Source organism: Pseudomonas sp. ICMP 561 (assembly GCF_002699985.1).
In the GTDB taxonomy this organism is placed as follows: Bacteria; Pseudomonadota; Gammaproteobacteria; order Pseudomonadales; family Pseudomonadaceae; genus Aquipseudomonas; species Aquipseudomonas quasicaspiana.
This window is the reverse complement of sequence record NZ_LKBT01000001.1, coordinates 246572-260970: the sequence shown is the minus strand read 5'-3', so window position 1 is coordinate 260970 and position 14399 is coordinate 246572. Positions and strand designations below refer to the sequence as shown.

General features: G+C 56.5%; 14 protein-coding genes. All 14 read left to right on the top strand.

Annotated elements, in window-relative coordinates; all coding sequences use genetic code 11:
* The first annotated feature begins 104 nt into the window (after window positions 1-104).
* The 14 genes from AO242_RS01225 (at window position 105) to fliG (ending at window position 14367) form a co-directional block, all read left to right on the top strand.
* Window positions 105-1031 (top strand): ketoacyl-ACP synthase III, encoded by a 927-nt coding sequence (locus AO242_RS01225; protein ID WP_027901013.1) that lies wholly within the window; start codon window positions 105-107, stop codon window positions 1029-1031.
* 81 nt (window positions 1032-1112) lie between these two features.
* Window positions 1113-2405, top strand: coding sequence for a motility associated factor glycosyltransferase family protein (locus tag AO242_RS01220; RefSeq protein ID WP_099267363.1), 1293 nt, complete (start codon window positions 1113-1115; stop codon window positions 2403-2405).
* A complete protein-coding gene (locus AO242_RS01215; protein WP_099267362.1) occupies window positions 2402-2659 on the top strand; it encodes a hypothetical protein in 258 nt (85 codons plus the stop codon). Before AO242_RS01220 ends, AO242_RS01215 begins: the two co-directional genes overlap by 4 nt.
* 245 nt (window positions 2660-2904) lie before the next feature.
* Window positions 2905-3756 (top strand): flagellin domain-containing protein, encoded by an 852-nt coding sequence (locus AO242_RS01210; protein ID WP_099267361.1) that lies wholly within the window; start codon window positions 2905-2907, stop codon window positions 3754-3756.
* Between the two features lie 74 nt (window positions 3757-3830).
* Window positions 3831-4220: a flagellar protein FlaG gene (locus AO242_RS01205; protein WP_099267360.1), complete on the top strand. Its 390-nt coding sequence runs from the start codon at window positions 3831-3833 to the stop codon at window positions 4218-4220.
* Between the two features lie 78 nt (window positions 4221-4298).
* Window positions 4299-5717, top strand: coding sequence for a flagellar filament capping protein FliD (gene fliD / locus AO242_RS01200; protein ID WP_099267359.1), 1419 nt, complete (start codon window positions 4299-4301; stop codon window positions 5715-5717).
* A 130-nt stretch (window positions 5718-5847) separates the two neighbouring features.
* Entirely contained in the window at window positions 5848-6231 is a 384-nt protein-coding gene (gene fliS / locus AO242_RS01195; protein ID WP_027901007.1) for a flagellar export chaperone FliS, read from the top strand.
* Window positions 6232-6265: 34 nt separating this feature from the next.
* Complete coding sequence (fliT, locus tag AO242_RS01190) at window positions 6266-6565, top strand: flagellar protein FliT (protein WP_027901006.1); 300 nt, start codon at window positions 6266-6268, stop codon at window positions 6563-6565.
* A 162-nt stretch (window positions 6566-6727) separates the two neighbouring features.
* A complete protein-coding gene (gene fleQ / locus AO242_RS01185; protein WP_099267358.1) occupies window positions 6728-8206 on the top strand; it encodes a transcriptional regulator FleQ in 1479 nt (492 codons plus the stop codon).
* Window positions 8207-8331: 125 nt separating this feature from the next.
* A complete protein-coding gene (locus tag AO242_RS01180; protein ID WP_099267357.1) occupies window positions 8332-9549 on the top strand; it encodes a sensor histidine kinase in 1218 nt (405 codons plus the stop codon).
* The gene (locus tag AO242_RS01175) at window positions 9549-10973 is read left to right on the top strand and encodes a sigma-54-dependent transcriptional regulator (RefSeq protein WP_099267356.1); all 1425 of its coding nucleotides are present in this window, start codon (window positions 9549-9551) and stop codon (window positions 10971-10973) included. The genes AO242_RS01180 and AO242_RS01175 overlap by 1 nt, the downstream gene beginning before the upstream one ends.
* A 253-nt stretch (window positions 10974-11226) precedes the next feature.
* A complete protein-coding gene (gene fliE, locus AO242_RS01170) occupies window positions 11227-11553 on the top strand; it encodes a flagellar hook-basal body complex protein FliE (RefSeq protein WP_027901002.1) in 327 nt (108 codons plus the stop codon).
* A 14-nt stretch (window positions 11554-11567) separates the two neighbouring features.
* Complete coding sequence (fliF, locus tag AO242_RS01165) at window positions 11568-13358, top strand: flagellar basal-body MS-ring/collar protein FliF (RefSeq protein ID WP_099267355.1); 1791 nt, start codon at window positions 11568-11570, stop codon at window positions 13356-13358.
* A complete protein-coding gene (fliG, locus tag AO242_RS01160) occupies window positions 13351-14367 on the top strand; it encodes a flagellar motor switch protein FliG (RefSeq protein ID WP_027901000.1) in 1017 nt (338 codons plus the stop codon). The genes fliF and fliG overlap by 8 nt, the downstream gene beginning before the upstream one ends.
* Window positions 14368-14399: the final 32 nt, after the last annotated feature.

The window sequence follows — 14399 nt, the reverse complement described above, 5'->3', positions numbered from 1 at the left end:
AAACTCCTTCGCTGCTCTTTTTTCATGGGTCAAAAGCCATTTGTTTTCGATGCCGAGTCATCGGGCAAACGGTGATATTCAGCTATTTATATTGGGAAGCCATGATGATTGGCATAAAAAGCATAGCGAGTTACGTACCTCTGGCTGGCGTCGACAACTACGCCCAGGGTGCGAAATTCGGCAAGGATGACGAATTCATCCTTGGCAAGATCGGCTCCGCTTTTCTACCGCGCAAGGATGATGCACAGGAAACCTCCGATCTGTGCGTCGAGGCAGTCAACGCCCTGTTCGCCAATAATCCGGACCTCAAACGCGAGTCCATCGATGCGCTGATTGTTGTCACGCAGAACGGTGACGAGGAAGGCTTGCCACACACTGCCGCTATCGTTCAGGACAAACTGGGCCTGCCAACGAATGTGGCAGCGTTCGACATATCCCTTGGCTGCTCCGGTTATGTTTACGGCATTTATGCACTTAAAGGTTTCATGGAAGCAGCAGGCCTGAAAAACGGTCTGCTGGTCACTGCCGATCCTTATTCGAAGATCGTCGATCCGGAAGATCGCAACACCACGATGCTGTTTGGCGATGCCGCCACTGCAACCTGGATGGGCGAGGACGCGCCCTGGCAATTGGGCAAGGCCAAGTTCGGTACCGACGGCTCCGGGGCCGCTCACTTGAAAGTCAGCAATGGCGTGTTTTTCATGAATGGCCGCCAGGTCTTCAACTTCGCACTGCTCAAGGTGCCTGCACACCTGCATGAGTTGTTGCAGGAGTCGGATCTGGATCAAAGCGATATTGACGCATTCTGCATTCACCAAGGCAGCGCGGCGATTGTCGATGCCGTGGCGCGACGTTTTGAAGGCGAGCCGGAAAAATTCATCAAAGACATGCTGGAAACGGGTAATACCATTTCTTCCAGCATCCCATTGCTGCTTGAGAAGCATGTGCTGGATGCCAGCTGGAAACGCGTTGCGCTCAGCGGTTTTGGCGTTGGCTTGTCCTGGGGCTCGGCGATCATTTATCGGCCCTGATCGAATATTGCAGTAAAAAATAGCGCTCAGGACGGTTACTCTTGAGCGCTATTTTTTTGTCCGGAATTTGGGTGAGGTCTTATGGATGACAGCTTCCAGTTAAATGCCGCGGTGCTTCAGGATCGCTGGCCGCAGGTGTTTGCCAGGTTGCTGGATGAAGATTACGAGGCGCTTCAGGTCGAACTGGTTAATGGACTTGAAGCGACCCTGAGTGTCTCGGGCATACAATTGACCAGTCGCCATGACCGAACCGCCGAGGCGCGCTTTCAGGCCGCCAGCCTGCCGGCTCAAAACTCACCGCTGCATTTATATGGCACCGGGCTTGGCGACCTGCAGCAGGTATTGCTGGAGCGGCCCGACTTGCAGCGCTTGCAGGTGCATATCCTCAACGGGGCTTTGTTCTCGCTGGTGCTCAGGCTTGCTGATCAGACGTCCTGGCTCAGCGATCCTCGGGTCGAGCTGGGTTATGCCGCTGATGACCGCGAGATTCAGTTGCCGTTCTTCGCATTGCCTGCCGAGCTGGAGCTGGCGGATGAGGTCAATGCGCGGATTCGGGACCGACTGGTCAGTGAAGTCCATCTGCATTTCAATAATCGTGAGTTCGATCCGCAAGCGCCGCACATCGTTGAGCGTTTGCTGGCGAACCTTGAGCTGGTCAGCTCCGACCGGGACGTGACCGAGCTGTTCGGCCAGCACGTGAGCCGGGAAATGTATGTGATAGGCACCGGGCCGAGTCTTGAGCAGCACTTTGAAAGGCTGCTGAGCATTCGTGCGGGCGAGCAACGTCCACTGTTTATCTGTGTCGACACCGCCTACAAACCGCTGCTTGCCCACGGCATAAGGCCGGACTTTGTGGTGAGCATTGATCAGAAGATCACGACTGCACACCTGCCACCGGCTGACTCGGCAGAAATCGTGCTGGTCTATAAGCCCTTGAGCGACCCTCTGGTGATCCAGGCCTGGGAAGGGCCGCGATACGCCAGTTATTCGCCAGGCTCGATACATGATGAGTTGCGCAAGCACGTTAGCCGTGGCGAGTTGTTCGGCGGCGGCAGCGTGATTCATCCTGCGGTGGATCTGGCCGTGCAGATGGGGGCGTCGCGGGTGACACTGTTCGGTACCGATTTCGCTTATCCGATGAACAAGACCCATGCCGGGTGGGCCGACGGAACTCTTGGTCCTTCTATCGATCATGCCCGGCAATGGGTGCTTGACGGTTATGGCCAGCGAGTCAGGACGCAACTGAATTTCCGCCGCTATCTCGGCGAGCTGGAGCGCTATATCTACCTGCACCCTGACGTGCAGTTCCTTAATAGCAGCCGGGCAGGGGCGATGATCGCTGGCACAGCTTTTAATAAGGAGTTCGTGCAATGACGACGGTCGAGCAATGTATCGCGCACTGCACCGCATGCGCCGGTCTGTTTCGTTTGGGGCGTAGCGTCGAGGCGGGGCTGGATATGATTGATGTGTTTGAAAGTGCTGGCAGCCATCTTGATGAGCGCTCCCCCGGTGTGCAGCAGCAATGGGTGCAGTTGCTGACGACCATGCTGGCGTGTCAACAGGCTCAGGATTGGCTTGGACTGGCCGACTATATGGAGTACGAACTAGCAGTATTGCTTAGAGGCTAAAGGCCAGATTAAGGCGGTTTTTTGACGGCACTCTGGTTTTATCTAAAGTTGCAAGACCTCTTGGTTAATGTGTTTTTTCGTTAAGTCGTTGTTTTTGAAGAAAATTGCCCAAGTGCTGGAATTTTTTTTCAAATACACCTAAAGCAAACAGGGTAGACGACGATAACTATTACGAAGGTTCTCTGTGCCAACCCGGCTGTCGCCAGGGCCGGAAGCCGCAGCACCCAACCAATGAGGATTTCATCATGGCTTTAAGCGTAAACACTAACGTTGCTTCCCTTGCTGTTCAGAAGAACCTGGGTCGCGCCTCCGACGCTCTGTCCACTTCCATGACTCGCTTGTCTTCTGGCCTGAAAATCAACAGCGCCAAAGACGACGCAGCCGGCCTGCAGATCGCAACCCGTATCACCAGCCAGGTTCGTGGCCAGACCGTAGCAATCAAGAACGCCAACGACGGCATCTCGATGGCTCAGACCGCTGAAGGCGCTCTGCAAGAATCCACCAACCTTCTGCAGCGTATGCGTGAACTGGCAATCCAGGCACGTAACGGTACCAACGGTACTTCCGAGCAGAAAGCGACCAACGCCGAATTCGCTCAGTTGTCTGACGAACTGACTCGTATCGCAAGCAGCACCAACCTGAACGGCAAAAACCTGCTCGACGGTAGTGCTGGCACCATGACTCTGCAAGTCGGTTCCAACACTGGCGACGCTAACCACATCGACCTGGTTCTGAGCACAGGCTTCGGCGCAGTGGCTCTGTCCGTAGACAGCGGCACTCTGGCTCTGACTGGTGCTTCGGCTTCTGACGCTGCCAACGCTATCGACTCCTCGATCTGCGCAATCGACGCCGCTCTGTCGGTCATCAACGAAACCCGTTCGAACCTCGGTGCTTCGCAAAACCGTCTGACCAGCACCATCTCCAACCTGCAGAACGTAAACGAAAACGCCACCGCTGCACTGGGTCGCGTTCAGGATACCGACTTCGCAGAAGAGACTGCTAACCTGACCAAGCAACAAACTCTGCAACAAGCTTCGCAAGCTGTTCTGGCTCAGGCCAACCAGCTGCCATCCGCTGTACTGAAACTGCTTCAGTAATATCGGTGTAAGACTTGGCGGGGGAGTATGCAGTTCGTACTCCTCCGCTTTTTTACTTTGAGGAGGTGATGGATATGGACATGAGCGTCAAATTGAGCTTGTCTTACCAGGCCGTTAAGCCGACGCCTGTTGTTGCTGAAAAACCGGCTGAGGTTCCTCAGGCCGCGGTTGTGCTGACACCTGCCGTGGTTTCGGATTCATCCGAAAGTAAAGAGGCGCTCAGGCTTTCGGAAGCGGAAAAGTCTCAGAGGCTTGAGTCGGCAGTACAGGAAATTGAAAAGTTTGTGCAGTCGGTAAAACGCAATCTCGAGTTTTCGATCGACGAGTCGTCGGGCGAAATTGTTGTAAAAGTGATAGCGGGTGACACCGGGGAAGTCGTGCGACAGTTGCCGTCAGCGGAGGCACTGAAAATCGCCGACAGCCTTCATAACGCACACAGCTTATTGTTCGACGCCAGGGTTTGATGCTGGTGTGAGCGATGTGATGGGTTCTTTTGTTTTTTTGAAAAGGCAAAAGACCGCTGAAATCTGAAGGAGAAATTCATGGCAGGTACAATTACATCTTCAGGCCTGGGTTCGGGTCTGGCCATTGGTGACCTTGTTACTTCATTGGTCAACTCCGACAAGGCCGCCAAAACAAACCAGATAGCCAAGCAGACGACGCTGAACACCACCAAGTTGTCAGGGATCAGCACGCTGAACTCTGCGCTTGATGCCTTCCAGACTGCGCTGACTAATCTCGGAAAGACCGATACCCCTTCTTTTAACGGTTATGCTGCAACGTCGTCGGCTCCTACCGTATTGACTGTAACTGCCAAGAACACAGCGGTTGCGGGTACTTACGCAGTGGAGGTCGTGAAACTGGCCACCAGTTCAAGCGTGGCTTCGGCATCCTTTGACACGGCGGCTGCCAGTGCTATTCCGAGTGGTTCCCTGACCATCACTCAAAATAGCGTTGATACGCAGTTCAACATTCCAGAAGGCTCGACACTGCAATCGGTTCGAGACCTGATTAACGCCAAAACCTCCACCAGTGGGGTCAGTGCCAACATCATCACTGACGCTACAGGCTCGCGCCTGGTGTTCGGTTCGACCAAAACCGGTGCCGGTTCGGACATCACCACGAGCAGCAGCATTAGTGGCCTGACCATCGGTTCGGGTGCGCTGGATGCTTCCGATGCGACCAGTGCTGGTCGAATCGGCGACGCGCCAATTGATGGCGAGATCAAGGTTGGTGGTCTGTCGATCAAGAGCTCCACCAACACTTACGACACCGCTGTCTCGGGCTTGAGCTTCACGGCGGTTGCTGAAACCAAGACGCCGGCAGTAGTAACTGTGGGTGCCAACTCCGACGGTTTGAAGACCTCTTTACAGGCCTTCGTTGATGCCTATAACACCGTTGTCAGTACCATCAACTCGCTGACCAAGGCCACGACTGACTCCAATGGTGATTTGACTGGCGTTGCGGCGCTGGGCGGTGATTCACTGGCGCGTGATTTGTTGGCTACCATGCGTTCGGTGCTGAACGACACGTCTTCGGGTGGCAAGCTGTCGACCCTTTCGCAGTTGGGTATTCAAACCGATCAAGTGGGCGGCAAGCTGGCGTTTGATACTGGGAAGTACAATGCGGCTATGACCAAGGGGCTTGGCGGCGATGTGCAGCAGCTGTTCGCGGGTACCAAGGAGGATGGCAGCGACGGCTTGTTGAAACGGATGAGCAAGGCGCTGGACCCGTACACTTCGACGGGCGGCGTCATGGACGTCCGTACCACTCAGTTGAACAAGACCAAGGCTGACCTGCTCGCTCAGAAGGCCGCGCTGGATCTACGGGTTGAGACCCTGACCGCGACGTTGACTGCCAAATACAACGCCATGGACCTGGCTGTTGGGCAAATGAAATCAACGTTGTCCAGCATCACCTCGTTCTTCGATGCACTGAACGCCCGTACCTCTGCTTCCTGAGGCTGGTTGGTTCACAAAGGCCCGGCTGCGTCCATACGCATGCCGGGTTTTTGGCTTCTGTCCTAAAGTTTGTCGCCGATACGTCGATAAGCTGTTCATACGAAGTTTTAAATCTTTGACGAGGTACATCATGAACCCGATGTTAGCCCTTCGGCAGTATCAGAAAGTGAACTCCCATGCACAGGCTTCGGAGGCTACCCCTCACCGTCTGGTGCAAATGCTGATGGAGGCCGGGCTGGATCGTATTGCTCAGGCCAAGGGCGCTATCGGGCGCAAGGACATTGCCTCCAAAGGTGTGTTGATCGGCAAAGCCATCGAGATCGTCGGCGGTTTGCGTGAAGGCCTGGATATGGAAAATTCTGCCGATACGCTGACTCGCGTTGATAACCTGTACGTCTATATGATGAAACGCCTGGCTGAAGCTAATATAAAAAGCGACCCGAAAATTCTCGACGAAGTTGGCGGTTTGCTGGGCACGGTCAAAGAAGGCTGGGACGCAATCGCGGGCCACTAAGATCAAATAACAGGCTTGTACTGAGGATATAGACATGAGTGCTGCACTCAAGCGTATCGAAGAAACTCGCGAAGCGCTGGTTGGCGCGTTGGCCGAGCGTGACTGGGAGACGATCGTCAAGCTGGACCTGGCCTGTCGTGCCTGTGTCGAAGACGTTATTCGCGAAGATGCGCCTGATGGCCCTGAGTTGCGCAGCAATCTTGAAGAGTTATTGACGGTCTACCGGCAACTCATCGACACTGCTACCGGCGAGCGTCAGGCTATCGTCGATGAAATGACGCAAATCAACCAAGCCAAAAATGCAGCAAAGGTTTACCATCTATTTGATTCGTGACCGGTTGGTCAAAAAAAGCTTTACGCCATAAATTTGACTGTTTACGGTATTTTGACTTAACTAGCGATGTTTACTATTTTCTGGTTCTCGGTATAAGCAGTGGCCGGGATACCAAGCTGCCCCATGTATGGGCATTGAGTTGACTAGGGAAGTTGCTATTGCATGTGGCGTGAAATCAAGATTCTCCTGATCGATGACGACAGCCAGCGCCGCCGTGATTTGGCGGTTATTCTGAATTTTCTTGGCGAAGAAAATCTTTCCTGCTCAAGCCAGGACTGGCAGCAGGTTGTCGGCTCTCTGACGTCCACTCGCGAAGTGCTTTGCGTGCTTGTCGGCAGTGTCAATGCCTCGGGCAGTCTTCAAGGACTGCTTAAGACAGTCGCAGCATGGGATGAGTTCCTTCCTGTTTTGCTTTTGGGAGAAAATTCTTCTCCTGCCGAGCTTCCCGAAGATTTGCGTCGCCGCGTGCTCTCGAGCCTCGAGATGCCGCCGAGCTACAGCAAGTTGCTTGATTCGCTGCACCGGGCCCAGGTTTACCGGGAGATGTACGATCAGGCGCGTGAGCGCGGTCGCCATCGCGAACCCAACCTGTTCCGTAGCCTGGTAGGCACCAGTCGCGCCATTCAGCACGTACGCCAGATGATGCAGCAGGTCGCCGACACTGACGCCACCGTGCTGATCCTTGGCGAGTCCGGTACGGGCAAGGAAGTGGTCGCCCGTAACCTGCATTACCATTCCAAGCGTCGTGAAGCGCCATTTGTGCCGGTCAACTGCGGGGCGATCCCTGCCGAGTTGCTGGAAAGCGAACTCTTCGGCCATGAGAAGGGCGCTTTTACCGGCGCCATCACCAGTCGTGCCGGGCGCTTCGAGCTGGCCAACGGCGGTACGTTGTTCCTTGACGAAATCGGCGACATGCCGCTGCCCATGCAGGTCAAACTGTTGCGGGTTCTTCAGGAGCGCACGTTTGAGCGGGTGGGCAGCAACAAGACGCAAAGCGTCGACGTTCGCATTATTGCCGCCACGCACAAAAACCTCGAAACCATGATCGAGATCGGCAGTTTCCGTGAAGACCTTTACTACCGTCTGAACGTATTCCCGATCGAAATGGCCCCGCTGCGTGAGCGGGTCGAAGATATTCCGCTGTTGATGAACGAACTGATTTCGCGCATGGAACACGAGAAGCGTGGCTCTATTCGTTTCAACTCGGCAGCGATCATGTCCCTGTGTCGCCATGCCTGGCCGGGCAATGTGCGGGAGCTCGCCAATCTGGTTGAGCGCATGGCGATCATGCATCCGTACGGCGTGATTGGTGTCGCGGAGTTGCCGAAGAAATTCCGCTACGTCGATGATGAAGACGAGCAGATGGTTGAAGGTATCCGCAGCGATCTCGAAGAGCGCGTTGCGATCAATGGTCATACGCCAAACTTCGCCAACAGCGCGGTTCTGCCTCCGGAAGGTCTGGATCTGAAGGATTACCTGGGTGGTCTTGAGCAGGGTCTGATTCAGCAGGCGCTGGACGATGCCAACGGCATTGTGGCTCGCGCCGCCGAGCGTCTGCGGATCCGTCGTACAACCCTCGTCGAGAAGATGCGCAAGTACGGCATGACGCGCCGTGACGGTGATGAACAGGCAGATGATTGACGCGTGCTGCGTTGAAATAAAGCCAAGCCCCTGAATTATCAGGGGCTTTTTTTTCGGCACGAGGATTGCTAAGTCTCTTGGAACATACCGTTTTTACTGACGGTTCGCCACGCGAGAGATTACCTATGTCCCAGGCCGTTCAGCAGCTGTCGTCTGATTCTGCACTTCAAGTTCCGCTGTCCCTCGAACTGGAAAGTCGTCAGGGGCTTGAGCATGCCTTTCAGCTGTTCAATCAGATGTCGTCGCAACTGACGGACTCCTACAGCTTGCTGGAAGCACGGGTTACTGAGCTTAAGGGCGAACTGGCGGTGGTCAGTGCTCAGCGTATGCAGGAGCTGGCAGAAAAAGAACGCCTTGCATTCCGCTTGCAGAACCTTCTGGATCTGTTGCCCGGCGGCGTGATCGTGATCGACGCCATGGGCGTTGTACGCGAAGCGAACCCGGCTGCGGTGGATCTGCTCGGGCAACCTCTGGTGGGTGAGCTCTGGAGGCACGTGATCAGCCGTTGCTTTGCGCCTCGCGAAGACGATGGTCATGAAATCTCTCTAAAGGATGGACGTCGTCTGTCCATCTCCACGCGTTCACTGGATGCCGAGCCTGGGCAGTTGGTCTTGCTTAACGACCTGACTGAAACCCGTCGCCTGCAAGGGCAGTTGGCGCGCCATGAGCGCCTGTCATCTCTGGGGCGAATGGTCGCCTCGCTGGCCCACCAGATTCGTACGCCGCTCTCTGCTGCGCTGATCTATGCCAGTCATTTGACAGAGCAGCAGTTGCCGGTGGAAACCCAGCAGCGTTTCGCCGGACGACTCAAGGAACGTTTGCATGAGCTGGAGCATCAGGTTCGCGACATGCTGGTCTTTGCCCGTGGCGAGTTGCCGTTGACGGATCGCATTACACCGCACGAGCTGTTCGCGGCACTACAGGCTGCGGCGCATACCCAAACCGACGATCTGTCCGTGCGGTGGCAGTGTGACGATGTCCCTGGGCAGCTGCTGTGCAATCGCGACACGCTGGTCGGTGCTTTGCTCAATCTGGTTGAGAATGCCGTGCAGGCCAGTGCCGGGCGCACGCGTCTGAAAATCCACGCTTATGCCCGCGGTGATGTTTTGCGGGTTTGTGTCAGTGATAACGGCAGTGGCATCGATGCCGCTGCACTTGCCCGAATCGGCGAGCCATTCTTTACCACCAAGACCACGGGAACCGGTCTTGGGCTGGCGGTGGTGACAGCGGTTACCCGTGCGCATCAGGGCGGCGTGCAGTACCGATCCCGTGTCGGGCGCGGCACCTGTGCGATCGTTTCGTTGCCACTGGTTCCGGCTTCCGCTGCAAAGGAAATCTGCTGATGGCGATCAAGGTGTTGCTGGTCGAGGACGACCGTTCATTGCGGGAAGCGCTGGGCGATACCCTTGAACTGGCGGGGCATGATTATCACGCGGTCGCCTGCGCGGAAGACGCGTTGCTGGCGGCGGCCGATGAGTCGTTCGGGCTGGTCATCAGTGACGTCAACATGCCCGGCATGGACGGGCACCAATTGCTCGGTTTGCTGCGCGAGCGTCACCCGCAATTGCCGGTGCTGTTGATGACAGCTCATGGCGCAGTGGAGCGCGCGGTGGATGCCATGCGTCATGGCGCGGCCGACTATCTGGTCAAGCCGTTCGAACCCAAGGCGTTGTTGGGTCTGGTAGAGCGACATGCCTTGGGGCGTCTGGGGCCGGCAGGCAACGAAGGTCCTATCGCCGTCGAACCTGCCAGCGCGCAGTTGCTCAACCTGGCCAGCCGTGTGGCGAAAAGCGATTCGACCGTGTTGATTTCAGGGGAGTCGGGGACGGGTAAGGAAGTGCTGGCGCGTTTTATCCATCAGCATTCGCCCCGCGCGGAAAAGCCGTTCATTGCCATTAACTGCGCAGCCATTCCCGACAATATGCTGGAAGCCACGTTATTTGGTCACGAGAAGGGCTCTTTCACCGGCGCTATCGCCGCCCAGGCTGGCAAATTCGAGCAGGCCGACGGCGGCACGATCTTGCTGGATGAAATCTCGGAAATGCCCTTGGGTTTGCAGGCCAAGCTGCTTCGGGTTCTTCAGGAACGTGAAGTTGAGCGGGTCGGCGGCAAGAAGACGATCACCCTGGATATTCGCGTGGTTGCGACCACCAACCGTGATCTGGCCGGTGAAGTAGCGGCAGGTCGCTTCCGGGAAGACTTGTACTACCGGCTTTCGGTTTTTCCGTTGGCCTGGCAACCGCTGCGTCAAAGGACTGCCGATATTCTGCCGCTCGCCGAGCGTCTGCTGGCCAAGCATGCCAATAAAATGAAGCACGCCGCCGTCAGGCTGTCGGCGCAGGCGCAAGCCTGTCTGGTGAGTTATGCCTGGCCGGGGAATGTCCGGGAGCTTGATAACGCTGTGCAACGGGCGTTGATTTTGCAGCAGGGCGGTGTGATTCAGGCTGAAGACTTCTGCTTGTCCGGCCCTGTGTCTTACGCGCCAGCGCCATCGTTGAGCGGGACCGCTGGCGGTTCATTGGCACCTGCCGCGCCAGTGGGTGTGTCGGCTCCGATGGAGCTGGCTGTCAGCGATTCGGCTGGCGCGCTGGGGGATGACCTGCGGCGGCGTGAATTTCAAATGATCATCGATACGCTACGCGCTGAGCGTGGTCGCCGCAAAGAAGCGGCGGAGCGCCTCGGTATCAGCCCTCGTACGTTGCGCTACAAGCTGGCACAAATGCGCGACGCGGGGATGGACGTGGAAGGTTATCTGTTCGCGACCTGATGGTTTGTCGTTTAGAGCCGATACAGTTTTTCTGCCTGCGCTTATTTGTCGCAGATCGACCTGAAATTAAAAAATTTTAACCTCTCTGGATCAGCCAAATGCTTATCCAGAGCAGGGTTTAGCGGAATTCGCTGATAGATTGGATGCATCGTGATGGCCATATGCTGCTATGTAGCTGGCACTCTTGTTGCTTTGACATTATTGACCGCTGACTCGGTGTCAAAAATTTGCGGCCCTTATGAGAGAAACGTCCATGAGCCAAGGTGTTGAATTTAATCGCTTGATGTTGGACATGCGCTCCATGCAGATGGATGCCATGGCTGCGCCCAAGGCTGCAGCTACGCCGCAAATCGGCTCCAGCAGCTTTGCCGACATGCTTGGCCAGGCCGTCAACAAGGTCAACGACGTTCAGCAGGCTTCCAGCCAGCTGTCCAGCGCCTTCGAGATCGGCAAGAGCGGCGTGGACCTCACTGACGTGATGATCTCGTCCCAGAAGGCCAGTGTGTCTTTTCAAGCCTTGACCCAGGTGCGAAACAAGCTGGTTCAGGCTTACCAAGACATCATGCAGATGCCGGTTTAAGGACGTATTGAGTCATGGCAGAAACACTCGCCGATAGCGTTCCGGCCAAGGCAGGCGCTCCTGCAGGCAAACCGTTGTTCGGTCTGGCCTTCCTGGAAAACCTCTCCGAGATGACCATGTTGCGTCAGGTTGGCCTTATGGTCGGCCTGGCTGCCAGTGTGGCCATCGGCTTTGCCGTAGTGCTCTGGTCGCAGCAACCTGACTATCGTCCGTTGTACGGCAGCATGGCCGGCATGGACGCCAAACAGGTCATGGACACGCTGACCACGGCCAATATTGCCTACACCGTCGAGCCTAATTCCGGCGCGCTGCTGGTGAAAGCTGATGACGTGCAACGTGCACGCATTCAGCTGGCATCTGCTGGCATCGCCCAGACTGACGCCAACGTCGGTTTTGAAATCCTGGACAAGGATCAAGGCCTGGGGACCAGTCAGTTCATGGAAGCGACGCGCTATCGTCGTGGCCTTGAAGGTGAGCTGGCGCGGACCATTTCGTCCTTGAATAACATCAAGGGTGCCCGTGTGCACTTGGCGATCCCGAAAAGCTCGGTGTTCGTCCGTGATGATCGCAAGCCAAGTGCTTCGATTCTGGTTGAGCTTTACCCTGGCCGCTCCCTTGAGCCAAGCCAGGTCATGGCCATCGTCAATCTGGTGGCGACCAGCGTTCCAGAGCTGACCAAGTCCCAGGTCACTGTCGTCGACCAGAAGGGCAATCTTCTTTCTGATCAGGCGGAGAACTCCGAGCTGACCATGGCGGGCAAGCAGTTTGACTATGCCCGTCGCATGGAAGGCATGTTGACTCAGCGTGTGCAGAACATCCTGCGTCCGGTGCTGGGCACTGATCGCTACAAGGCGGAAGTGTCCGCTGATGTGGACTTCAGTGCTGTCGAGTCAACGGCAGAAAGCTTCAACCCTGATCAGCCTGCCTTGCGCAGCGAGCAGTCGGTCAACGAGCAGCGTTCCAGCAGTTCAGGTGCATCAGGTGTTCCGGGCGCGTTGAGCAACCAGCCGCCAGGCCCTGCAACCGCACCGCAAACCCCGGGCGCCGGTGCAGCCGGTGCTGCTGCCGCCATTGCTCCAGGCCAGCCGTTGCTGGATGCAAACGGCCAACAAATCATGGACCCGGCCACGGGTCAGCCAGCCTTGGCGCCATACCCGGCTGACAAGCGCGTGCAGTCGACCAAGAACTTCGAGCTGGACCGCTCCATCAGTCACACCAAGCAACAGCAGGGCCGTTTGAATCGTCTGTCGGTTGCCGTGGTGGTGGATGACCAGCTCAAGATCAACCCGGCCAATGGTGAAGCGACACGCACACCGTGGAGCGCAGAAGACTTGAACCGCTTTACCCGTCTGGTGCAGAACGCTGTCGGGTTCGATGCCAGCCGCGGTGACAGCGTCAGCGTTGTCAACGTGCCGTTCTCGGCCGAGCAGGGCGAAGTCATCCCGGATATTCCGTTCTACTCACAGCAGTGGTTCTGGGACATCGTCAAACAGGCGATGGGTGTCATCTTCATCCTGGTTCTGGTGTTCGGTGTCTTGCGTCCGGTGTTGAACAACATCACCAACGGCAAGAGCAAGCAACTCGCCGGTTTTGACGACGGCATGGGCGGTATGGGTGGCATGGGCGGTGGTGGCTCCGATGAGCTGTCCAACGACCGCGTCAGCCTGGGTGGCCCGCAAAGTATTCTGCTGCCTAGCCCGACCGAGGGTTATGACGCACAGCTGAACGCAATCAAGAGTTTGGTGGCTGAAGATCCGGGTCGTGTGGCCCAGGTCGTGAAAGAGTGGATTAACACTGATGAATGATCGAGCCGCTGTAGCCAAACTGAGTAAAGTCGAGAAAGCTGCCGTACTGCTGCTTTCCCTGGGTGAAACCGATGCGGCGCAAGTCTTGCGCCACATGGGGCCCAAGGAAGTCCAGCGGGTCGGCGTGGCCATGGCGCAGATGCGTAACGTGCATCGCGAACAGGTCGAAGAGGTGATGACCGAGTTCGTCGAAATCGTTGGCGATCAGACCAGCCTGGGCGTCGGCTCTGACGGTTACATCCGTAAAATGCTCACCCAGGCATTGGGCGAAGACAAGGCGAACGGTCTGATCGACCGCATCCTGCTGGGTGGCAACACCAGCGGTCTGGACAGCCTGAAATGGATGGAGCCACGCGCTGTGGCTGACGTGATCCGTTTCGAGCACCCGCAGATTCAGGCCATTGTTGTGGCGTATCTGGATGCCGATCAGGCAGGTGAAGTGCTCGGCCATTTCGATCACAAGGTGCGGCTGGATATTATTCTGCGGGTGTCGTCGCTGAACACCGTGCAGCCAGCGGCCCTCAAAGAACTGAACCAGATTCTCGAGAAGCAGTTCTCGGGTAATGCCAACACGTCGCGTACTACCCTGGGTGGTATCAAGCGTGCTGCGGATATCATGAACTTCCTCGACAGCTCCATCGAAGGTGCGCTCATGGATTCGATCCGCGAAGTCGACGAAGATCTGTCGACGCAGATCGAAGACCTGATGTTTGTCTTCAACAACCTGTCGGACGTGGACGACCGCGGTATCCAGGCGCTGTTGCGCGAGGTGTCTTCGGACGTGCTGGTACTCGCTCTCAAGGGTTCCGACGAGGCGATCAAAGAAAAAATCTTCAAGAACATGTCCAAGCGTGCCGCCGAACTGCTGCGCGACGATCTGGAAGCGAAGGGCCCGGTCCGCGTCAGCGACGTGGAAACCGCACAGAAAGAAATCCTCACTATTGCTCGCCGTATGGCCGAGGCCGGGGAAATCGTTCTTGGCGGCAAAGGTGGCGAGGAAATGATCTAGTCTGTTGACGTTTTGTCGGAAAAGCTGACCGG